Annotated in this window: 14 protein-coding genes; 4 read left to right on the forward strand and 10 right to left on the reverse strand. The window is 57.3% G+C overall.

Going from position 1 to position 20,732, the window contains the following annotated elements:
- Window positions 1-32: 32 nt before the first annotated feature.
- The 3 genes from KR51_RS19520 to KR51_RS08290 form a co-directional block, all read right to left on the reverse strand.
- A complete protein-coding gene (locus tag KR51_RS19520) occupies window positions 33-179 on the reverse strand; it encodes a hypothetical protein (protein ID WP_156915034.1) in 147 nt (48 codons plus the stop codon).
- A gap of 751 nt (window positions 180-930) precedes the next feature.
- Window positions 931-3,867, reverse strand: coding sequence for an aminomethyl-transferring glycine dehydrogenase (gene gcvP / locus KR51_RS08285; protein ID WP_022606719.1), 2,937 nt, complete (start codon window positions 3,865-3,867; stop codon window positions 931-933).
- Window positions 3,868-4,279: 412 nt separating this feature from the next.
- On the reverse strand, window positions 4,280-5,872 hold the full coding sequence (locus KR51_RS08290) for a glycosyltransferase family 39 protein (protein WP_232214572.1): 1,593 nt from the start codon (window positions 5,870-5,872) through the stop codon (window positions 4,280-4,282).
- Between the two features lie 589 nt (window positions 5,873-6,461).
- Here KR51_RS08290 and KR51_RS08300 point away from each other — a divergent pair.
- The 3 genes from KR51_RS08300 (at window position 6,462) to glmU (ending at window position 11,120) form a co-directional block, all read left to right on the forward strand.
- Window positions 6,462-8,804: an ATP-dependent helicase gene (locus KR51_RS08300; RefSeq protein WP_040655673.1), complete on the forward strand. Its 2,343-nt coding sequence runs from the start codon at window positions 6,462-6,464 to the stop codon at window positions 8,802-8,804.
- Window positions 8,805-8,810: 6 nt separating this feature from the next.
- Window positions 8,811-9,683 (forward strand): tRNA (5-methylaminomethyl-2-thiouridine)(34)-methyltransferase MnmD, encoded by an 873-nt coding sequence (locus tag KR51_RS08305; protein ID WP_040655637.1) that lies wholly within the window; start codon window positions 8,811-8,813, stop codon window positions 9,681-9,683.
- Window positions 9,684-9,758: 75 nt separating this feature from the next.
- The gene (gene glmU, locus KR51_RS08310) at window positions 9,759-11,120 is read left to right on the forward strand and encodes a bifunctional UDP-N-acetylglucosamine diphosphorylase/glucosamine-1-phosphate N-acetyltransferase GlmU (RefSeq protein WP_022606729.1); all 1,362 of its coding nucleotides are present in this window, start codon (window positions 9,759-9,761) and stop codon (window positions 11,118-11,120) included.
- A 392-nt stretch (window positions 11,121-11,512) separates the two neighbouring features.
- On the opposite strand, the gene KR51_RS08315 is transcribed toward glmU, so the two are convergent.
- On the reverse strand, window positions 11,513-12,493 hold the full coding sequence (locus KR51_RS08315) for a glycosyltransferase family 4 protein (RefSeq protein WP_040655639.1): 981 nt from the start codon (window positions 12,491-12,493) through the stop codon (window positions 11,513-11,515).
- A 1,789-nt stretch (window positions 12,494-14,282) separates the two neighbouring features.
- Window positions 14,283-15,383, reverse strand: coding sequence for a 3-isopropylmalate dehydrogenase (gene leuB / locus KR51_RS08325; RefSeq protein WP_022606734.1), 1,101 nt, complete (start codon window positions 15,381-15,383; stop codon window positions 14,283-14,285).
- Window positions 15,384-15,687: 304 nt separating this feature from the next.
- Between leuB and KR51_RS19525 the strand changes: the two genes are divergently transcribed.
- Entirely contained in the window at window positions 15,688-15,987 is a 300-nt protein-coding gene (locus KR51_RS19525; RefSeq protein WP_022606736.1) for a hypothetical protein, read from the forward strand.
- Between the two features lie 157 nt (window positions 15,988-16,144).
- On the opposite strand, the gene minE is transcribed toward KR51_RS19525, so the two are convergent.
- The 5 genes from minE to KR51_RS08355 all read right to left on the reverse strand — a co-directional run bounded on the left by minE (window position 16,145) and on the right by KR51_RS08355 (window position 20,657).
- Window positions 16,145-16,405 (reverse strand): cell division topological specificity factor MinE, encoded by a 261-nt coding sequence (gene minE / locus KR51_RS08335; protein WP_022606739.1) that lies wholly within the window; start codon window positions 16,403-16,405, stop codon window positions 16,145-16,147.
- A 23-nt stretch (window positions 16,406-16,428) separates the two neighbouring features.
- Window positions 16,429-17,223: a septum site-determining protein MinD gene (gene minD, locus KR51_RS08340; protein ID WP_022606741.1), complete on the reverse strand. Its 795-nt coding sequence runs from the start codon at window positions 17,221-17,223 to the stop codon at window positions 16,429-16,431.
- A 239-nt stretch (window positions 17,224-17,462) separates the two neighbouring features.
- Entirely contained in the window at window positions 17,463-18,257 is a 795-nt protein-coding gene (minC, locus tag KR51_RS08345) for a septum site-determining protein MinC (protein ID WP_022606743.1), read from the reverse strand.
- A gap of 243 nt (window positions 18,258-18,500) precedes the next feature.
- On the reverse strand, window positions 18,501-19,949 hold the full coding sequence (locus tag KR51_RS08350) for a hemolysin family protein (protein WP_022606745.1): 1,449 nt from the start codon (window positions 19,947-19,949) through the stop codon (window positions 18,501-18,503).
- 24 nt (window positions 19,950-19,973) lie between these two features.
- Window positions 19,974-20,657 (reverse strand): hypothetical protein, encoded by a 684-nt coding sequence (locus KR51_RS08355; protein WP_022606747.1) that lies wholly within the window; start codon window positions 20,655-20,657, stop codon window positions 19,974-19,976.
- Window positions 20,658-20,732 lie beyond the last annotated feature (75 nt).

Here is a 20,732-nt window from a genome sequence, read left to right on the forward strand (position 1 = left end):
GCGATCGCGCCTGGTTACCTTCCCGGGCATCTTCAACCGCCGCGCCCGACAACCTGCTTGTCGGAGAGGGTGGTGTCGGCGATGAAAACTCTAGCCTTGCGATCGCCCGTTGCGGAACCTGCGTCCCGAAGTTCCCGGATTCCCCCATCTGTGTATTCACCTATAAGAGGTTTAGGCATTAAATTTAAAAACTTTGTTTGTTAAGCTTGTCTGGCTGGGGGAGAGAGACCCGGTAAATTGGGAGAATGAGGATGCAACTTTATGGAAGTCGAACATCAATGTTTTTGAATGGAGGAGGGGATTGTTAAAAACTCCCACTGTTCTATCTTCAACCCTTCTGGCTGAAAAGCGATCGCCCCATGCTATAAGACTCGGCGATTGCTATGGTTTACTGCCCGCGAATTTGGATGATTTCGTTCAAGATACTATCCAAACTGCCATTGGCATCCCAGTCGGGCATTCAGAACGTAAACCGCTGCCTCAATACAAGTTCCTCATCCCAACGTTCGTTGTGTTTCGTCAACACTAGCCGGAGCAGTCGAATACAGCTGTAATACAGCCTTTTACGATATCTTTTTATGGACATGGATGGAACCGCTCCCCTCCAGCTCGAGATGGTGCCGTTGAGGGTTCTCGCCTTAGGTGGCGCAGAGTCCTCCCGCGCGCGAGCTGCTTGAGATCTGGCTGCAGGTAAACATTAGGCAGCCTTACCAAACCCCCCGACCTTCATTCCGACTACTCCCGACCGGCTTCCCATCCTCCTCCTGTGCCCAGTCTGTTGTAATGTACTGCCCCAAAGATGCGACTCGCATACTACAGATTTGCATCCTACAGAACCAATTGCCATCAAGTAGCTCGGGACAACTTCCGTACCCCGCGCGTAGCGCTTTTCGGACCTAGTGAATGCCCGGTTTCGTTCCCGAACTTGGCTCAGTCATCTTTGTATGCGTCCATGCCGATGCAAGAGCAGATCAAGTTGCGATCGCCATAGGCATTGTCGACGCGTCCGACTGAAGGCCAGAACTTGCGATCGCGAACCCACTCTGCCGGGTAGGCCGCCTGCTCGCGGGTGTACGGCCGCTCCCACGCATCGGCTACAACCACAGCCGCCGGATGGGGCGCGTGCTTGAGAACGTTGTCGTTTGGGTCGGCCCGACCGTTTTCGATCGCCTCTACTTCTTTGCGAATGGCAATCATCGCCTCGCAGAAGCGATCGAGCTCGGCCTTCGTCTCGCTTTCGGTTGGCTCAACCATCATCGTGCCCGGTACCGGCCACGACACCGTCGGCGCGTGATACCCGAAATCCATCAGGCGCTTCGCCACGTCATCGACTTCGATACCCGCGCGCTTCTTCAGCGGGCGCAAATCCACCACGCACTCGTGGGCTACTAACCCTTTGTCACCGCGGAACAGTACCGGGTAATAGGTGTCGAGACGGCGCGCGACATAATTGGCGCTGAGAATGGCAACTTTCGTGGCTTGCGTTAAACCTTCGGCACCCATCATCGCGATGTACATCCAGGAAATGGGAAGGATGCTGGCACTGCCCCACGGAGCTGCCGAAATTGCGCCGATACTGTCGGCACTGCCCGTGCCTACGACACCGTGACCGGGTAGATATGGCACCAAATGGGCCGCCACGCCAATCGGTCCCATGCCGGGACCGCCGCCGCCGTGGGGAATGCAGAAGGTCTTGTGCAGGTTCAAATGGCAGACGTCGGCTCCAAAGTCGCCGGGACGGCACAACCCGACTTGGGCATTGGTGTTGGCGCCGTCCATGTAAACCTGACCGCCGCGCGCATGGACGACCTTGCAAATGTCGCGGATGTGTACCTCGAAGACACCGTGCGTCGACGGGTAAGTTACCATCAGCGCTGCCAAGTTATCTTTGTGCTTCTCGGCCTTCGCTGTTAGATCGTCGAGGTCCACGTCGCCGCGCTCGTCACAGGCGATCGCCACTACCTTCATGCCGCACATCACCGCACTCGCAGGGTTCGTGCCGTGAGCAGATTCTGGGATCAGACAAATGATTCGCTGGGATTCGCCGCGCGCTTCGTGATACTTGCGAATCACCTGCAGTCCGGCATATTCCCCTTGCGACCCGGCGTTCGGCTGCAACGAGATTGCAGCGAAGCCGGTAATTTCTGCCAACCAGGCTTCTAGCTGCTCGAACAGGATTTGATAACCTCGCGTCTGGGACTTGGGTGCAAACGGATGGAGCTTGCCGAACTCCGCCCAGCTAACCGGCAACATTTCCGCCGTCGCATTGAGCTTCATCGTACAGGAGCCGAGCGGAATCATCGATGTTGCTAGGGTGATGTCCTTGCCTTGTAAGTGGAAGATGTACCTTAGCAGCTCGGTTTCAGAGTGATAGCTGTTGAAGACCGGTGCGCTCAGGTACTCGCTCGTACGTGCAAAGGGCGCGGTGTATTCGTATTCGGCATTGGCCCTCAAGTCGGCGATCGCGAAGGGCAAGTTGTCGGTGCCAGCAAAGATTTGCAGCAAATGGATCGCGTCTTCCATAGTCGCGGTTTCGTCCAGGGCAACGCCGATTGCCTTGTCGTTGTAATGGCGTAGGTTGATGCGGCGCTCGCTTGCAGTGGCATGCACGGCCTCGGCGCTGGACTGTGGGGAATCGGGAGCAATTGTCACGCAAAGCGTGTCGAAGAACGGCTCGTTACCGAGGTCGTAGCCCAAGCGACGCAGCCCGGACGCAAGCAGTGCGGTTAGGCGATGCACGCGCGCAGCAATGCGCTTGATGCCCTCGGGTCCGTGATAGACAGCGTACATCGACGCCATTACGGCAAGGAGAACCTGTGCGGTACAGATGTTGCTGGTGGCCTTATCGCGGCGGATGTGCTGTTCGCGAGTTTGCAAGGCCAAGCGCAGAGCGGGGCGACCTTGGGCATCGTGAGAGACGCCGACAACGCGGCCGGGGATGCGCCGCTGGTATAGATTACGCGTAGCAAAATAGGCTGCGTGAGGGCCGCCGTAACCCATGGGTACCCCGAAGCGCTGCAGGCTGCCTACTGCAATGTCGGCCCCGAACTCTCCGGGCGGCGTTAGCAGCGCCAGACTCAGCGGGTCGGCCGCAACCGTCACGATCGCTTTGATGGCATGGGCTTGCTCGACAAAAGCGCGATAGTCGCAGACTTTACCGTCGGTAGTGGGATATTGCAGCAGCGCGCCAAAGATCGGGGTGGAGAAATCGCAGGCGCGCCAGTCGCCGACAACGACCTCAATGCCAAGGGGCAAGGCGCGGGTACGCACAACTTCGATGGTCTGGGGATGACAGTCGGCCGCGACGAAGTAGGTGTTGGCTTTGCTCTTTGCAACGCCAAGGCTGAGGCTCATAGCTTCGGCAGCGGCAGTTCCTTCGTCGAGCAAGGAAGCATTCGCAATTTCCATGCCCGTGAGATCCATCACTAAGGTCTGGAAGTTCAGTAGTGCTTCCAGGCGACCCTGAGCGATTTCGGCTTGGTACGGCGTGTAAGCAGTGTACCAACCGGGGTTTTCTAAGATGTTGCGCAGGATGACGCCCGGCGTGATGCAGTCGTAATAGCCCATCCCGATGTACGACCGGAAGACCTGGTTCTGCTGCGCGATCGTCTGCAGGTCATTCAGAGCAGCGCGCTCGCTGCGAGCCGGCGGCAGCTTGAGCGGGCGCGGCATCCGGATTGCAGCCGGGACAGCGTCGTCGATCAAGGCGTCGAGGGCTGAATAGCCCAGCGCTTTGAGCATTTCCTCAACTGCTCCGGTGTCCGGACCAACGTGACGGGGGACGAAGGAGTCACCAAGCCCGAGCAGTGCGTTGATATCGGACGACTGCGGAGCGTTTGCTGCAGGAGCCGGAGTCAGATTTAGCATGGACAACCGCTAGTTGGGTAATCGGCAGTAGGCGCATTTGCGTAACGCCTACTTGTATTTAACAAAAAGATACATAAATCGGGCAATTTGCTCGCTTGGCTGCAGCTCTCCCTAAGACGATTCCCAGGGGCATAACGAGGGGGGTCAGTCGATTGGCGATCGAAACTCGACCGAAAAGCCCTGGCTTTAGACGGTGTCGGTCCTTACTTATATCGGCATTTTCTATCTATCAAGCAACTAGTTCCGCCCGAACGGAAGTGATTGGACAACGACCGAGGCGATACCTTGGATTGAAATCGAGAGATCGGTGTACGCGTGACTTGCAGGGTTTAAAACGCGAATGGAGGAGATTTTCACAGGACATGCCGCGATTTTCGCGCCAAGACTGGATGTTCGACCACTATCCAGCGGGTTAGCGCGAGCTTGCTGCTAATTTCAGCACATTCCCTATATCAGCCCCATCAACTGCTCTGGGCAGTCGGCAATCGTAACGCTGATAGGGGATGCCAATTCGGTAGTAATTCTCGGGGTCGCGCTGGCAGGCGCGATCGCCCAGCTGCAGACTATCCGGGAATGACCGTCGCCTTAACCCAGGACCTACCATCCATAAATCGTCAGCGGCAATTGCGACATTGGCAAGGTCTTGCCACACGCGTCCGTAGCCGCTGGAGCGATCTAAAAAGACGAAGTATGCGGGCTCCAGCAGCGGTCGCGACTTACTCAACTCCAAGGCGTAGCTCAAACCCAACGCCAGGTTAAGCGAATCGCTGTAGCCAACTGCGATGAGAACGGGTTGCGGCGAGCGATTGAAGCGCTCGGCAGCAAATCCAGGCAGGTACGGCTTCATGAATGCCAAGCTGCCAATAACACAAAAGCTGCCTGCAAGCCCCGCTGCGATCGCGATCCAAACGCGCACGGGCTGCTTGCCCGCCGCCCGCGCTGCCCAGATGCTTGCCGCCAGTAACCCGATTGCCATTGGAAAGAAGGCGTAGTTATACCGCGGTGCCACGGAAATATCTTTCTGCAACACGAAGATCAAACCGAGGAACTCTACCAAAACAACGGCGAGCGTACCACCGAGAATGACGAGCGATTGCCGCTGCGCCTGCCACAAGACCCGCAAACCGCGCCCGACGTGCCAGCCCAACCACAAAGCGAACGCCAGCAAAATCGTTCCTGCGATCGCTTGCAGCCAACCCGGCTGTTTTTCAACTGGCAGCGCAATCGCCATTGACAGCGACCCGACGAGCAATTGGACCAGCGGCGCTGCTCCGGCCGGGTCTGGCAGCCAATCGACCTTATTGCTGCTGAAATGCCGTGTCGCGATCGGCAGCCACGGTAGGTAGCTCGTTGCAATGCCGAGGGCACCCCCCACAAGCGCCCACCAGCGACGCGGTTGTTTCCGAAAAACCCACCCTAAGACCAGTAGCTGTGCGGTGAAAACCAATAAAAAAAAGTAGTGCAGATAGCAGCCGAACGCGTTTAGCGCCCCCCACGCTACCCATATCCAAACCCGCGATCGCCGTGCGAGCGCAACCGCACAGTTCAGCGCGAGCGCGAGCACCAACACCAGCAGCGAGTACTGTCGCGCTTCTTGGGATAAATACACTCCAAACGGCGACACTGCCATTAGCGCAGCTCCCAATAGCCCTGTCTGAGGTGAGAACGCCGTGCGATTGAGCCAGTACATCGCGGCAATTGCCCCCACCCCAAACAGTGCGGGGAGAGAGCGCAGGACCCACGCTAGGGGCAAATTTAAGGGCGCGAGCGCGCTCAGCCAGCCGTGCATCAGGCAAAAAAACAGCGGTGGATGGGTCGATTGCGTTGCGAGTAGCTGCGCGATCGCCGCGCAAGTTGTGGGTTGCACGGCAAAAAAATCTGGCAACTGTGCGGGCGCGATCGCCACGCCCACCGGCACGGCTCCATAGCCGCGTCCGCTTGCAAACAGGGCTGTGACAATTTCGTCCAACCACAACGGCTTGCCTGCCAAGTTTGCGAAGCGCAATAGTGTTCCAACGACAAGAATCGCAGTAAGTTGCAAACCATGTGTCGATTGCTTAAATCCGAACACTTACCGCCTCATCATCTAAGTCTTCAACATCTAACTCGGGGACTGGACCGAAGTTGCAGTGGCTGCGATCCACCAAAACGGCTTTCTTAACAAGGGAGTGAACATGGGCGATCGGCGCAAACTGCCAGTCAAACTTTCCTACTCTCCTACCTCCGCGACGCCGATGTCTTTGCAAGTAGCGATCGGTAGCGGCACAGTTTTGCCGATTCGACATGGCAATGGATTGGTTGGTGGTCCTCATCAACAGGCGTATGCTCGCATCCGAAAGGTTGGCTTGCCCTGAGATTGGTTCTCAGCTCGCTCAACCCGGCCGATCGTCCCTTCTATTGTTTCACCGACCGCTCTGTATCTAACGTGCTTCTTCAGACTGCTTGGGGCTCCGATACAGTTTCAAAACGAACGCTGAATGCAACCGGCCCACCTCAGAGCATTGCCCCTCTCGTGAGGACAGTTGCTCCCCATCGCCTGCGGATAGATCGCCTCCAGCCCGGTTATCCTGATGGGGAATAACGGTGTTGCAACGATGACCGACTCGACCTCCCTGCCCTCTGCGATCTCTTTGCAACAGCTGCGCGAGCGCCATCTCGAACGCCTTCGCGAGCGCATGCGGCCGGGGCAGCGGGAGATTGCCGCCTGGCAGGGGGGGAGATTGGCCGTGTCGGCGGTGCCGGGGGCCGGGAAGTCGACGGGGATGGCAGTTGGGGCAGCGATCGCGATCGCGCGGCATCGCTTGCACCCCAAGCACCAGCTAGTTGTGGTGACGTTTACGCGATCGGCAGCGGCGGCACTGAAGGCGAAGATTCGCGCGTATCTGCAGGAGTTGAATTTGCCGCCGGGTGGGTTTGTCGTGCAGACGCTACACGGGCTTGCCCTGAACATTGCCACGCGTCACCCGGAGCTGTCGGGGCTGAATTTGGAGACGGCAACGGTGGTGACGCCCGACCGCGGGCACCGGTTGATGAAGACCGCGGTAGAGCGATGGATTGCGAGCGCCCCGCGGACCTTTCAGTGCCTGTTGGAAGGGCAGCAGTTTGACGGGGAGGATACCGAGCGCCTGCGGCGGGACCAGGTGCTGCGGACGGAGATCCTGCCGGGACTGGCGAGGACGGCGGTGCGGGAGGCGAAAAGTTCGGGATTGCGGCCGCAGGACTTGCTCGCGCTGGCGCAAGAGACCCAGGACGACTATCAAGTCCTGACGGTGGCGGCGGGGCTTTACGAGCAGTTCGAACGGGCGATGCGGTCGCGCGAGTTCGTCGACTACGACGACATGATCTTGGGAGCGCTGCGGGCGCTCGCGAATGAAGAGGTCCGGCACGTGTGGCAGCAACAGACGTTTGCGGTGTTTGAAGATGAAGCACAGGATTCGAGCCCGCTGCAGGCAGAGTTGTTAAACGTGCTGGCGGCGACGGGCGATCGCGGGGGGGACATCAACCTTGTGCGAGTAGGCGACCCAAATCAAGCAATTAACTCGACATTTACGCCGGCGGACCCACTTTATTTCAACTGGTTTTGCGAGCGCTGTCGGCAAGACGGGCGGTTGGCGACGATCGCGCAAGCAGGGCGCAGTACGCCGATTTTGATCGAGGCGGCGAATTTTGCCCTGAGTTGGGTGAATCGGTTTGCCCAGCCTCGGGTGCCGGCGGACCGGGATATGCTGGCGTTGCCGTTTCGCCCGCAGCAGATTCAGCCGGTGGCACCAGAGGACCCGCAGCCGGATGCCAACCCCGCGCCGGCGGGCAAGGGGTTGGAGATTTACGCGCCGGAGGACGTCTTTCAAACGGCACAGTGGATTGGGGCCCGGGTGCGGGATTTGCTGACGGGCGATCGCGAGCGCAGTGTAGCAGTATTGGTGCGGGAGAATCGCCAGGGGCGCTTTGTAGCCCGGGCACTAGTCAATCTGCAGCGCGATTACGACATTCGGGTCTACGAAGTGAGCGAAGTGGAGCGATACTCCGAGATCCCGGTGGAGATGCTGAAGCTGTTGCGGTTCCTCGATCGCCCGCATTCGGTGGATAACTTGAAGGCGGCACTGGAAGTGCTAGCGAAACGCAATACGATCCCCACGCAGGACTTGAACGCACTGGCGATCGCGCCGGAGCAGTTTCTGTATCCAGGACCGCTGGACCAGCTGCCGAATGCATCGGTGCAGCGGGCAAGCAAGCGCTGCCGTCAGTTGCTGCAGGCGCGGACGGAGCTGCCTCACTACCAACTGATTGCCTTCTTGGGGCTGGCGCTGCAGTATGCGGGGTCCGAGCTGGCAACGGTGCAGAAGCTGGCGGACCGGGTAGCGCGGCAGACGCTGGGGAGCAATTCCCTCAAGCAGACGTTGAATGCCTTAGAAGAGATCGTCAGCTCGGAGCGGTTTGAGGGCGTTGATGACGAGAGCGACGACGCTTACGCGCGCCCCAATCAAGTGACAATTTTGACAATGCATAAGGCGAAGGGGCTGGATTGGGATTACGTATTTCTACCGTTTCTGCACGCGGACTCGATTCCGGGAGAGCCCTGGGTGCCGACGGCGGCGCGCTTTTTGGGTGACTTCACGCTAGCGGAGGTGGCGCGGGCGCAGATCCGGGCGGCGGTTCACGCGCGGCATTTGGACGCAGCGGTGCGGTTGCCGGAACCGGGGGAGGCGTGGCAGCAGGCAGGCTATTTGAAGCAGGCGGAAGAATTTCGGTTGTTGTACGTGGCGATGACGCGGGCGAAGCGGCTTTTGTGGATGTCGGCGGCGAAGCGCGGGCCGTTCCGATGGAACCTGTTTGACGTTCAGAGCCCCGATCGCCTGCGGGACAAGGTACCGTGTCCGGTCGTGACGGCACTGCGGGATCGGTTTCCCGAGGCTATTGAAGACGAGTTGCCGTTCTAGGTAAGCATGAGGGCACCGATGTTCGTTCCCGAGCCGACGGCAGATGGGTCGTACACCTTCTTTTCGGAGGCGTTTGGCGAGGCGTTTCACTCGCGGCAGGGTGCGCGACAGGAGGCAATAAATAAGTTTGCTTTGCCCTGTTTGTTGGACCGGCGCGCGCGCGCGTTAGAAGTGGTGCGGGTCCTAGATGTATGCTACGGGTTGGGTTACAACACGGCGGCGGCGATCGCAACGGTGTGGGAGGCAAATCCGCGCTGTCGGGTCGAGGTCGTGGGGTTGGAGGCCGATCTCAGGGTGCCCCAGCAGGCCGTTGCACAGGACCTTCTGCGGGATTGGATGCCGCCGGTGCCGGAGTTGATGGCAGCGATCGCTGTGGAAGGGGCGGTGCGAACTCCACAGGTGGCGGCGCGGTTGCTGGTGGGGGACGCACGGGAGACGCTGCAGCAGGTGGCAGCAGAAGGTTTCCAGGCAGATGCGGTGTTGCTGGATCCGTTCTCGCCGCGGCGATGTCCGCAGTTGTGGACGGTGGAGTTTTTGGGGGCGATCGCGCGCTGCTTGGCTCCGGGGGGGCGGGTGGCGACCTATTCCTGCTCGGCGGCGGTCCGAACGGCACTGTTGATGGCAGGGTTGCGGTTCGGATCGATTGCGTGGGGGTCCCGATCGCCGGGAACGATTGCCTGTTTCGACGGCATGGAAGTACCGCCGCTGACGCTACCAGAACGGGAGCACTTGCAGACGCGAGCAGCGGTGCCTTATCGGGACCCAAGGCTGGCGGATGACTCGGAGGCGATTCGGCAGCGGCGGGAGCGGGAGCAGGAAACCTGCGCGCTGGAAGCAACCTCACAATGGCGGCGACGGTGGCGGGAGGTGCTGCTTTGAAGGGAGCGATCGCCGGGCTTGGTATTGGTGCGGGTCGGGTAATAGGCTTGAAATCGTTTAGTTTGAGGTGCGGTTATGGTTGCGTTGGCTATTCTGGCGGCGGGACGCGGAACGCGGATGAAGTCGAGCTTGCCGAAGGTATTGCACGAGTTGGGCGGGCGCACGATGCTAGAGCGAGTGTTGGATAGTTGTGCGCCTATCGACCCGGTGCGCCAGGTTGTCATCGTAGGATATGAGGCGGACCGCGTGCGGGCGGCGTTAAGCCATCGCGAGGAGGTGGAGTTCGTGGAGCAGCGAGAGCAACTCGGGACGGGGCATGCGGTGCAGCAGTTGTTGGGAGCCCTGGAAGACTATGCCGGCGAGCTGCTGGTGTTGAATGGAGACCTGCCGTTGGTGCGTTCGGAGACGCTGGCGTATTTGTTGGAGACGCATCAGACCCATCGCAATGCGGCGACGTTGCTGACAGCACAGTTGGACGACCCGACGGGCTACGGACGGGTGTTTTGCGATTTGCGCGATCGGGTGGAGTGTATTATCGAGCACCGCGATTGCACGCCCGAGCAGCGGCGCCATCGGCGGATCAATGCAGGAGCGTATTGCTTTGACTGGCTGGAGTTATCGCGAATTTTGCCGCGCCTGTCCAACGACAACCAGCAGCAAGAATATTACTTGACGGACGTGTTCCCATTGCTAAAACCCGTGATGGCAGTGGATGTTGCAGACGCGCGCGAGATTAATGGCATCAACAACCGCCTGCAGATGTCTGCAGCCTACGACATCCTGCAAGAGCGGATTAAGGCGCACTGGATGCTGGCGGGGGTGACGATGATCGACCCGAGCAGTATCACGATTGACGACTCGGTGGTGTTGCATCCGGACGTGGTCATCGAGCCGCAGACGCATTTGCGAGGAACGACGGAGATTGGATCGGGATGTCGGATCGGGCCGGGGTCATATATCGAAAACAGTCGCCTGGGTGAGGGCGTACAAGTGCTGTATTCGGTGATAACGGATAGCGAAATCGAGACGGGGACGCGGGTCGGTCCTTACGCGCACCTGCGCGGCCAGGCGAAGGTGGGGGCGGGGTGCCGCATCGGCAACTTTGTTGAAGTGAAGAATTCTGAGATTGGAGATAAGACGAATGCAGCGCACTTGTCTTACTTGGGCGATGCAACGTTGGGGACACAGGTGAATATCGGGGCGGGGACGGTAACGGCAAATTACAATGGCGTTCGCAAGCACCGCACGACGATTGGCGATCGCAGCAAGACGGGATCGAATTGCGTGCTGGTGGCCCCGATCCATTTGGGGGCGGATGTGACGGTCGCGGCGGGTTCGACGGTAACGGAGGACGTGCCAGACGATGCGCTGGTGGTCGCGCGGCAGCGGCAGGTCGTGAAGCCGGGTTGGCGGCAGAAGACTGAGCAGGAGGAGTAGGGTTGGGGCGCTCGGGGAGCGATCGCTGGCGTCTGCTGTCCGATGAGGAGCGCGATCGCCTCTCCGATAACAACAGTCGCCCCGCCCGATAGCGCGATCGCCTTTCCGCCCTCGATTGTTACCCGACTTGTCGATCTGTGCTTGCAATCTAGCAGCTTGGTTGGCGCGATCGAGAGGTCAGCTATATGTTTCCGGATTGTTTTGCCGTAGCGATCGATTGAAAGCGGTATCGCTTGGGCTTGATTTGCAATCTGGGCCAAGTGTGAGACTGTCCCAGCCCCTTCTGACTAAGGAGTGGGTTGGTGGGTTGGTGCCGCAGCTGAATTGTTCGGAACGGAGACCTATCGAGGGAAAATCTCGCATCTCAATTGTAGTTTCAACTCGACAGAGCCCTAGTGCTTATCTACAAGGTCGAGAATGGCTTCCCAGAATATGGCTGCTGCATCTTCCCAAGACGGGTATTGCGATGTTACTAATTGTATTCCATTGTAATAAAACCTTTCCCTCATTAGCCGATCGTCGAGCAGTTTTAAGATATTCTCAGCAAGAGCTTCCGGGTTGCGAGGAGGTGATACTAGTGCAGTTTCTCGGTGAATGGCATAATCACGACCACCCTTAGTGTCTGTAGTAACAAGGGCTGAACCGCATGCGATTGCTTCAAGTCCTGGCATGCCAAAACCCTCTTCCCAACTGGAACACACAAAAATAGTTGCCTTTCTCATTATTGCTCCTACTACCGACCGACTGGGCGCCTCGACAAACTCGGTGGAGAAGCCAGTATCAAGGGTTCCAAATAATTGGACTTCGACCTGAGGAAATTGGTGACGTACTTGAGATAGTGCTTGGACTCCGTCTGCAGTTCCTTTCCAGTCAACTGGGTGAGTCATCATGACAACTCTGTAGTCACGTCTTATTACGTTGGGATCTACATAGAAAATCTTCCGATCCAAGCCGTGCCCGACATACCTAGCAGGCGATCCATATTTCTGAGCCTCAGCGGCCAACCAGCGAGAACAAGCGATGACTGGCTTTCTTCGCTTGAGATTAGAGATGACCATGGGAGAGTTGGGCACTCCATATCCTTGAAAATAGAAGATTGGCTTACCTTTAGTCTCAGGCAATGAAGTAACTCGTTCGCCAAGGACTGTATCTATATTGATGATGATAACATCGGCATCTGGAAGTTCTTCGGGATCGAGAGATTTGCATAAACGAGCAGAGGCATTGCCAACAGAATGCGGTTTCCCTTTGTTGGTAACCAAATGAATTTCATGGTGAAGAGAAAGTGCGCGAACAAGTTCGCTCATTGCATAAACGCCACCTGATGTGGGTCTTTGATGAGGCAAAATGAACGTGACAACTTTGGGGATCATATTGCTATGTCGGTTCGATTGAATGCGATTGTTTACTTTTTGGGGACGTCAACAGACAAGTGTGATGTATTTAGGGGCTGTTTGAAAAGGGTATTGCGCTGGGCACATTTCCCTTTATACACCGAGTCAAATCGATCTACGATTGCAGCTTTTATCACCTCGGTACAAGGTCACCTCAATAAATTCGCTCAAGCCCGACGATCGCAAGAGCAGCACGGGCAACTTAGCAGCCGGGAAGCCACAATCCGGCAATTTTTTGAGATGCAAAAAAAACAAAATGACTCGGGGAGCTTTGCAGAATGTGTAGGCATGGCATGGGAGTAAGGGATCTTGATGTTAATCTCCTTTGGCTTAGAAGCGGCAATTTCATAAATGTCTGATTTATGCCGCAAGGGTCTCCCGCCAAACCGCTTAGGGATTTGCGGCGAGGGGAATTGCCGGGCAGAATCGATCGGCTCAAGCCGGTCAGTCTTCAACTCGTTGTTAGCAACACTTTATGTAACTCACGAACCTATACAGAATTCTGCCTTCCCTCGAGCAAATAGCCTGAATCAATAGGCGGCTGGAATTGCTGCGCGGTAACTAGAACTTTTCGCTGGGTCAACGCTATGACTATTTGCAGCGGACCCGTTGTCAGATTGACCGCTGCAACATTATCTCCAAGCCGATTGGCAGGCTGCCCGAGCAGGTCAACTCCTTCGCCCAGCAATCCGCGCTGAAGGAGACGCAGCGGCTATTCCTAGGATATAAAAACATCTATCCCGATACACAGCAAATGAATCTGCAACGTCTCGTCTAAGCCTAGAAGCGCTGACGCACTCCTGACAAGACTGGAAGGAGCGGTGGTCGTCCTCGATTCAAGAAAGCAGGCAAGCTATGGTCCTTCTCGTTCTCACGGGTCAATGCCGAGAAAGTGGTATGCCATCAGGTAACCCATGACCGCGGTCAAGCCCTGAAGATTTCTCGATTCGGGCTGATGCCTTTCCTGATGCACCGAACTTTGCCCGATTGCTGCGACCTCAAGCAAGCAACCATCGTGAAGAAAGCCGATGTGTATTATGTTTTCTGAGCTTGCAGGATGACTCGTTACCCCTACCAATGCCTATCTCATAGATTGATATGACTACCGGCATTGATGTCGGTCTAAAAATATTTTTGGTGACGGCTGATGGCAAGGCTATCCGCCTGCCATTAGCCGTCAAGCGCAGTCATTGTTAGCCAGGCCGCAGCATAAGTTGGCGCGGAGGGGGAAACGTTCGGTCAATTGGCATCGACATTAGCAGCGTATCGTTAGCCTGCATTTGCGAGTTGCTCGTTGCCGCCAGCATTTTCACTATCAATTAGCGAACTCAATTAGAGCACTGTTTGTGCGCGTATACTACCCGACAAGGTTCGAAAATCTCAATATTCTCGGACTGACCCGCACTCCTCTAGTAAAGTCCATGTTGGTTGAAGACCTGGGGAGCATTCTCGAACATCCTGCAAGCAAAGGCGACCAAACTCTGTAACTGTGCAGTGGAATTCAACGCGGATGGCCCCAGGATCGAGTGCTATGGCTTTGGTGCGCGGGTGGAAAACCTCTTTCGGGGAGGGTTCACGACAGCAATTGTGGGTTGGTTATCGACCGGGATTGGAATTCGGCAAGAGTCAATGAGAGCATTGCTCTCCAGGCGGTAGGGCAACCGCTTGCTGGCTGTGGAGGATGCCGGGACACCGGTCCCGTGAATAAGTAACCTTTGATCGTGGGGTTAGAAGCCCTGTCAGAGAGTCAGCTTGACGGGGGGAGTTGTCACCCTAATGCGCTGGTGTCCTCAAGCCGAGCCAATAATGACTCGCCCATCGCCTTACAACCCAGCAAAGTCTTGCCCTCTGCCATGATGTCGCCCGTCCGCTCGCCGCGATCGAGGACTGCCGTCACCGCGCGTTCGAGGCGATCGGCCGCGTCACGCTCGTCCAGACCGTAGCGCAGCATCATTGCCGCACTGAGCACCATCGCCAGTGGATTGGCTTTATCTTGACCGGCAATGTCGGGAGCAGAGCCGTGAACGGGTTCGAAAACGCCAGGACCGCTAGCACCCAGGCTCGCAGAAGGCAACATGCCAATGCTGCCGGTCAGCATCGCCGCAATGTCGGAGAGGATGTCGCCGAACAGGTTGCCCGTTACAATCGTGTCGAATTGTTTGGGGGCGCGAACGAGCTGCATCGCAGCGTTATCTACATAAAGATGCGACAGTTCCACGTCCGGGTACTCAGATGCCAAAGCCGCGACGCGATCGCGCCAGAGCTGCGAGACATCCAATACGTTTGCTTTGTCCACGGAACAAAGTCGGTTGCCGCGCTTGCTAGCAATTTCAAGGGCAACGCGGGCAATGCGATCGATCTCGGCGTCGGTGTAAGCCATCGTGTTCACGCCGCGCTGCTCTCCGGTTTCGGTTTTGAAGATGCCTTTAGGCATTCCGAAATAAACGCCGCCGGTCAACTCGCGCACGACCATCATGTCAACGCCCTCAACCACCTCGCGTTTGAGCGACGAGGCATCGACCAACTGCGGCAAGATCTGCGCCGGGCGCAGGTTGGCAAATAGCTGCAGTCCGGCCCGCAAGCCCAGCAAGCCGGTTTCCGGACGCTGCGATCGCGGCAGGTTATCCCACTTGTAGCCGCCGATCGCAGCAAGCAACACAGCATCGCTGCTGCGGCAAAGGTCGAGCGTTACCTCTGGCAGCGGGCTGCCCGTCTCGTCAATCGCGATGCCCCCGATAAGTCCTGTGGAAAACTCAAAGTTCAGGTCGCACCGAATACCCACAGCCTGCAGTACCTGTACGGTAACTGCAGTAATCTCGGGACCGATTCCGTCACCGGGCAGCAAAGCAATGCGATAGGTTTTGGACATGAGAGGGCATTGGAAAAGTACGCGGACGACCCCCAATCATACCGGAGCGGTTTCCCCGGGGGCAATTGGAAAGATGGAGTGCTTGTGCGAACAGCTTCCCAGCTCGGTTGTAGGCGAATAGTAACAATTGGGGCGCACTCGCGCGTTCGAGGGGACTACCTAGGGCCTCTGACTGTGGGGTATGAGGTTTTTATTACCCGTAAATACCTTCTATTTCGAGGAAGGCGGGCCGGACATCTCCTTGACAGAATGGGTCGATTTCCTTAGGGCACATTGATTAATGCGCTCAAGCACGAGGGTCGGCATGACATCACGGGTGTTTCAACCGCTGGCACGCCACAATCCGTCAATTTTTCTAAGTTCCTATATCGGGAAAACCGAGTTTCGCTTGGCTGGATTTGTCGGAACCGTGACACCAGAGAAGTTTTGTTCCGTGGCGAAGCCACCTGACTCGCCGCCTGGAACGAATACTCCCAAAATGGTTGCGATGCGCGGGAGCAACCTAGCTTGGTTCTCCGACTCGGAAGGCTCGATCGCGGTCAAAAACCCGGATCGCGAGCCGGCGGGTCATGATGCACGAAGTTGTCCCCCTGCTTGCTGCTAAGGTTCAGGGCGAGCAAGGGAAGCTCCATGACCGATACGGAAAGCAGTTTGTGGAGTCACTCTGAGTAAAGATCATCCCAGCAGCACTCTTTCACCAAGTAGCTAGCTATCCGCTCTACTTGCTGCAACCGTCCCGAGACATAACGGTTAACCCTTCGCTATTTGACTCGACGAATGGGTAAATTGGCAATCAACGCCGTTACACCATCCTCGCTGGCAATGGAAAACTCCATGCCGTCATCGTCAATGTCCACGTAGCGCTTGACCACTTCCAAAATTTCGCGCCGCATAGCATCCACTGCATCCGTACTCAGTCCAGCACGATCGTGCGCGATTACAAGCTTCAAACGCTGTTTGGCAGCATCGCGGCTAGTGGAAGTATCTTTACGGTCGAATAAACGTTCGAGCAGGTCGAGCATAGGACGTAGCGATCGGAGGAAAGTCAGCCCAGCCAGCGGCGGAGGCGGTTGATCAAGTTATCTTGAGCGGCCATCAAGTCTAGATAAGGCACGGTTTGGCCGTCTAGACGGCGTGCGAGGTTGCGCAGGGCAATACCCGGCAGCGAAAGCTTCGGGTCGTTAACTAGAGGCTCGCCCCGATTGCTGGAGACGATCACGCGCTGATCGTCTGGAATGATACCGATGGGTTCTACTGCCAAGATCTCGTGGATGTCTTCAACGCTCATCATTTCGTTGACCTGCACCATTTCCGGACGTACTCGATTGACGATCAGACGAATGGTTTTGATGCTATTGGCTTCCAGCAAACCCACCACCCGATCGGCATCGCGGACGGCAGCCACTTCTGGTGTTGTCACGATCAGCGCTTCGCTTGCCGCCGCGATCGCGTTTTGGAAACCCGACTCGATACCTGCCGGACAGTCGATCAGCACGTAGTCTTGATCTGCAGCAACTTTGAGCACCAGCTGCTTCATCTCGTCGGTCGGAATAGCAGACTTCAGGCGACTTTGGGCAGCGGGCAGCAGAGCCAGTCCCGGTTGGCGTTTATCCTTGACAAGGGCTTGGTCGAGGCGGCAGTCGCCCGCAATCACATCAGCAGCCGTGTAAACGATGCGGTTTTCCAACCCCAAGAGCAGGTCCAAATTTCGCAGCCCGAAGTCTGCGTCCACTAGCGCTACGCGGCGTCCCATGCGTGCGAGTGCCGAACCTAGATTGGCAGAAACGGTTGTTTTGCCGACACCTCCTTTCCCAGAGGTGATAACGATAATCCGACTCATAGAGCTGCGTTCTGTTGCCCGCCTGTTGCACGGGCGCGTGAAGCTGATAAGTAATACTAGCGCGGACCAATACAGAGATGCTCTTAAATTCTTTAGCCCTGATTGTCAGGGTGTCGCGCGGATGGAACGGCGGTTGAGGAGCCGGTTCGGACCCCTCGAGCCTGAAACGATAGTTTATCGGAACTTTCTTCATAGAGACTGCTCGAACTCTCCCTTCTGATGTAAGAGCACCGCCCGACCTAACGCTCCTCCCAACAACGCTTGGCAGGGACATAAGCGTAAGTACGATGAAAATTCCGCCCGAGGGCAATGCGAATTCCCTGAGGCGATACATACGCCACTTCTGGGGCATCCGGTGGGGTTTGAGGCGGTCGTGCTAGCAGATCGGCTACGCGCAGTTGCGTTGGCTCAAGGTACAGGGCGGCAATTGTGCATTGGCGATCGCCTTGAGCTCCGGCATGGGCGATGCCGCGCACGCGCCCCCACACGAGAATATCTCCGGTCGCGATCGCTGCACCGCCAGGATTCACGTCGCCCCAAACGATCAAGCTGCCAGAATGGCGCACTTCCATTCCCGAGCGGATGGTGGTCCGCACGTACAGTGGTTCGGCGCGGCGCGGTTCGCCCGTGACGTCCGCTGCTGCAGCAAACAAAGAATTTGGCGAACGCTGCTCGACGGAATAACCGGCCGTAGCCGCTGCAACCGCTGTTTGGCGGCGGCTGGTATCTACCCGTCGGAGTAGGAGTTCCGATTTCTGCAAGAGTGAGGAGACTGCTTGTAATTGACGGCTGTCGAGCAAGCGATCGCGTGCGTACAGTACGACGGTGGTGTTGGGTTGCCAGAAAACTTCACTGGCTTGGAGGCAGGAAGCAAACTGCTGCCAAACGTCTGGCCAATCAGCACTACCGGTATCCGTGCACGCTGTGGGTAAATAAACCGCAACGCGATCGCCATCGCGCCGGAGGGAAACGCGAGTGTCGTCGCTGCCGATAGCAGGCGAAGAGTCGGGTTCGGGGGCGGGGTCGGAAATCATGCAGGCGCGAGCAACGGGCGAAGATTGTTGATTTTATTCGCCATCCTAACCAACTGTGCGTGCTACTCGAGCGAATTCTCGACTCCGACCTGGAGGTGGGGCACTATGACCTTCGCTGCATGACTCAAGAGCCCGTTCGCATCGGTCTGATGCTCTTGCTCCATCGCAACAGCACGTTCTGCTTGCCTTCTGCTAACTGTCTCAAGGGGCAGGGGTTAGCTACTTAGGGGTACTTAAGGCAACTCAGTACTCGGGCAACTCGCCACCCGCACCCACCTCGTGCCCTCCGCTCGCTTTGATTGCGGACACGGGCGGTGTGGCTTCGCGGCGGTGGATGCGAATTTGCTGCAAGCGCGGCCCCTCAGCTGCTACGACGGTGAATTCCAAAGCATCGTGCTCGAATTGCTCTCCCTGGACGGGGATTTTCTGAAACTGGTACTGCAAGAACCCCCCGAGCGTTTGGTACTCGTCGGCCAGCGGTAGGTCCAAGTCGAGCAGTTCGTTTACCTCTTCCAAGTTCATGTGTGCTTGCACCAAAAACGTTTGCTCGTCTAGCATCTGCAGCGCGACTGCCTCGGAGCGCTCGGCTTCGCCTTCATCGCCAATAATTTCATCGACCAAATCCCGCAGCGCGATCAGTCCCGCCGTGCCGCCAAACTCATCTACCACGATCGCAATTTCCAAACGCGATCGTTGCATTTGCGATAGTAGTTCACTCAGGGGCGTGAATTCTGGAAAGAACCGCGCCGGTCGCATCCAAGGCGTTACAAGCGTATCTGGCTGTAGGTAGCCTCGCACGAGCGGCTCGGCCAGTTCTTTAAAGTCGATAATGCCGCGGATGTCGTCGAGAGATTCGCCGGCGACGGGAAAGCGCGAATGTCCCGAATCCGCCACCGCCCCAAGCAGCTCGGCAAAGGTTGCCGTCCGCGGTAGGAAGGCAATTTGCGTGCGCGGCACCATCACGGCTGCTGCTTCTACTTCGCCGAATTCAAGAATGTTGGTAAGCAGTTCGCGCTCGTCATTTTCCAGACCCGTCGATTCCCGCTCGGTGTTGATAATAAGTTGTAGTTCTTCGGAAGTGACGCGATCGTGCCAGGCCCGCGTGCTCGTCCGGATACCGAAAGCCCGCAAAAGACGCTGCGTCGAGCGATTTAACACCCACGCCAACGGTGCAAATAATTTCGCGATCGCCAAACTCGGCGGTCCTAGTACTCGTGCCAGTTCCTCGGCGTACCGCAGTGCCAGCGACTTCGGCACGAGTTCGCCCAGAACGATCTGCAGATACACCAGCAGGATAAAAGCCAGCGGGATCGAGATGCTGTGCGCGATGCTGGCACGTAAGTCCGGAGCTAGCGGGAGCTGGACTAATCCTGCCGCGATCGCCACGGCCATAGTCCGCTCGCCAACCCAGCCAAGTGCCAAACTCGAGAGCGTGATCCCAAGTTGAGTGGTAGACAGCAGGCGGTCGATCCCCCGTTGGAGCGACTGTACGGTCTTCGCGCGTGCGTCTCCAGCTTCCACTAGCTGGCTAATGCGCGATCGCCGTACCGAGACGATTGCAAACTCTGCTGTCACGAAAAACGCGTTAATTGCAATCAGTACCAAGACAGCTAACAGCCGCAGGACGACGTCGCGTGCTGTCAGGGGTGGAATATCTACCAGGGCACCGAGTAAGGCAGAAGAAGCGAACATGCACTAGCATTCAGCAAACAGACGCTACCGGGCAACTGGAACGGACGCGAGTTCGAGCAGCAGTGCCCGATCGGGGTAGCTGCCCAAAACTAGCGAGATCGCCCTCGCGTCGTCGAGCAACAACGTGGGAATTTCTAGCGTACCGGAATAAGTTTCGCCCGTTGGCGGCAACGTACTTGGCAGTCCCGACGTCACAGCGCTCAAGGCACGGCCGTCTGACGTCCGTACGTCGAGAGTGCTGTAAGCAAAATCCACCTCCCGATCGCTCGTGTTGGTTAGCTGCACGGTTAGGAAGAGCGTATCGCCGCGTCGTTCAGTGCCGGTGACGGCTAAAGTGATGCCTGCTGCGTCGGCACTGACCGGAAAGACAGGTTGTGCTGTTATCGCATCGGGCTTGAGGGAGGTGTCTGACGCAGCAATTGATTTTACCTCGGTTGCCGTCGGAGCAGCGGGCGCGGGTTTTGGTGACGCCGTCATTGCGGCAACGCGCTCGAGGATTTCATTCTCCGACACGACCGTCATAGCTCGATCGCTGCGCACGGTTTCCTGGCGATCGAGCAAGCGCTTGGTCGGGCGCTGCTCCGGCTGACGGACGCCGCTGAGAGCTTGGAAGCCCATTTTGTAACCCTGCAGGCCGCACGCGATTCCCAACCCGAGAGCCGTTGCCAGTAGCAATAGCGTAAATGCGAATGTTGAGGTTAGTCTCATGCAGGGTGCCCTCCGTTGATTCCCTTAGACGAGCGGACTTCACCGGGTACTCAAGTTAAACAAGATATAATTTTC

The sequence above is a fragment of the Rubidibacter lacunae KORDI 51-2 genome (assembly GCF_000473895.1).
Classification (GTDB): Bacteria; Cyanobacteriota; Cyanobacteriia; order Cyanobacteriales; family Rubidibacteraceae; genus Rubidibacter; species Rubidibacter lacunae.

What these genes read in the sequence shown, in the direction of transcription:
- glmU (WP_022606729.1), top strand. Translation starts at nt 9,759, where the DNA reads ATGGTTGCGTTGGCTATTCTGGCGGCGGGACGCGGAACGCGGATGAAG.
- KR51_RS08315 (WP_040655639.1), bottom strand. Translation starts at nt 12,493, where the DNA reads ATGATCCCCAAAGTTGTCACGTTCATTTTGCCTCATCAAAGACCCACA.
- KR51_RS08350 (WP_022606745.1), bottom strand. Translation starts at nt 19,949, where the DNA reads ATGTTCGCTTCTTCTGCCTTACTCGGTGCCCTGGTAGATATTCCACCC.
- minC (WP_022606743.1), bottom strand. Translation starts at nt 18,257, where the DNA reads ATGATTTCCGACCCCGCCCCCGAACCCGACTCTTCGCCTGCTATCGGC.
- KR51_RS08355 (WP_022606747.1), bottom strand. Translation starts at nt 20,657, where the DNA reads ATGAGACTAACCTCAACATTCGCATTTACGCTATTGCTACTGGCAACG.
- leuB (WP_022606734.1), bottom strand. Translation starts at nt 15,383, where the DNA reads ATGTCCAAAACCTATCGCATTGCTTTGCTGCCCGGTGACGGAATCGGT.
- minE (WP_022606739.1), bottom strand. Translation starts at nt 16,405, where the DNA reads ATGCTCGACCTGCTCGAACGTTTATTCGACCGTAAAGATACTTCCACT.
- KR51_RS08300 (WP_040655673.1), top strand. Translation starts at nt 6,462, where the DNA reads ATGACCGACTCGACCTCCCTGCCCTCTGCGATCTCTTTGCAACAGCTG.
- KR51_RS19520 (WP_156915034.1), bottom strand. Translation starts at nt 179, where the DNA reads ATGCCTAAACCTCTTATAGGTGAATACACAGATGGGGGAATCCGGGAA.
- KR51_RS19525 (WP_022606736.1), top strand. Translation starts at nt 15,688, where the DNA reads ATGACATCACGGGTGTTTCAACCGCTGGCACGCCACAATCCGTCAATT.
- gcvP (WP_022606719.1), bottom strand. Translation starts at nt 3,867, where the DNA reads ATGCTAAATCTGACTCCGGCTCCTGCAGCAAACGCTCCGCAGTCGTCC.
- KR51_RS08305 (WP_040655637.1), top strand. Translation starts at nt 8,811, where the DNA reads ATGAGGGCACCGATGTTCGTTCCCGAGCCGACGGCAGATGGGTCGTAC.
- minD (WP_022606741.1), bottom strand. Translation starts at nt 17,223, where the DNA reads ATGAGTCGGATTATCGTTATCACCTCTGGGAAAGGAGGTGTCGGCAAA.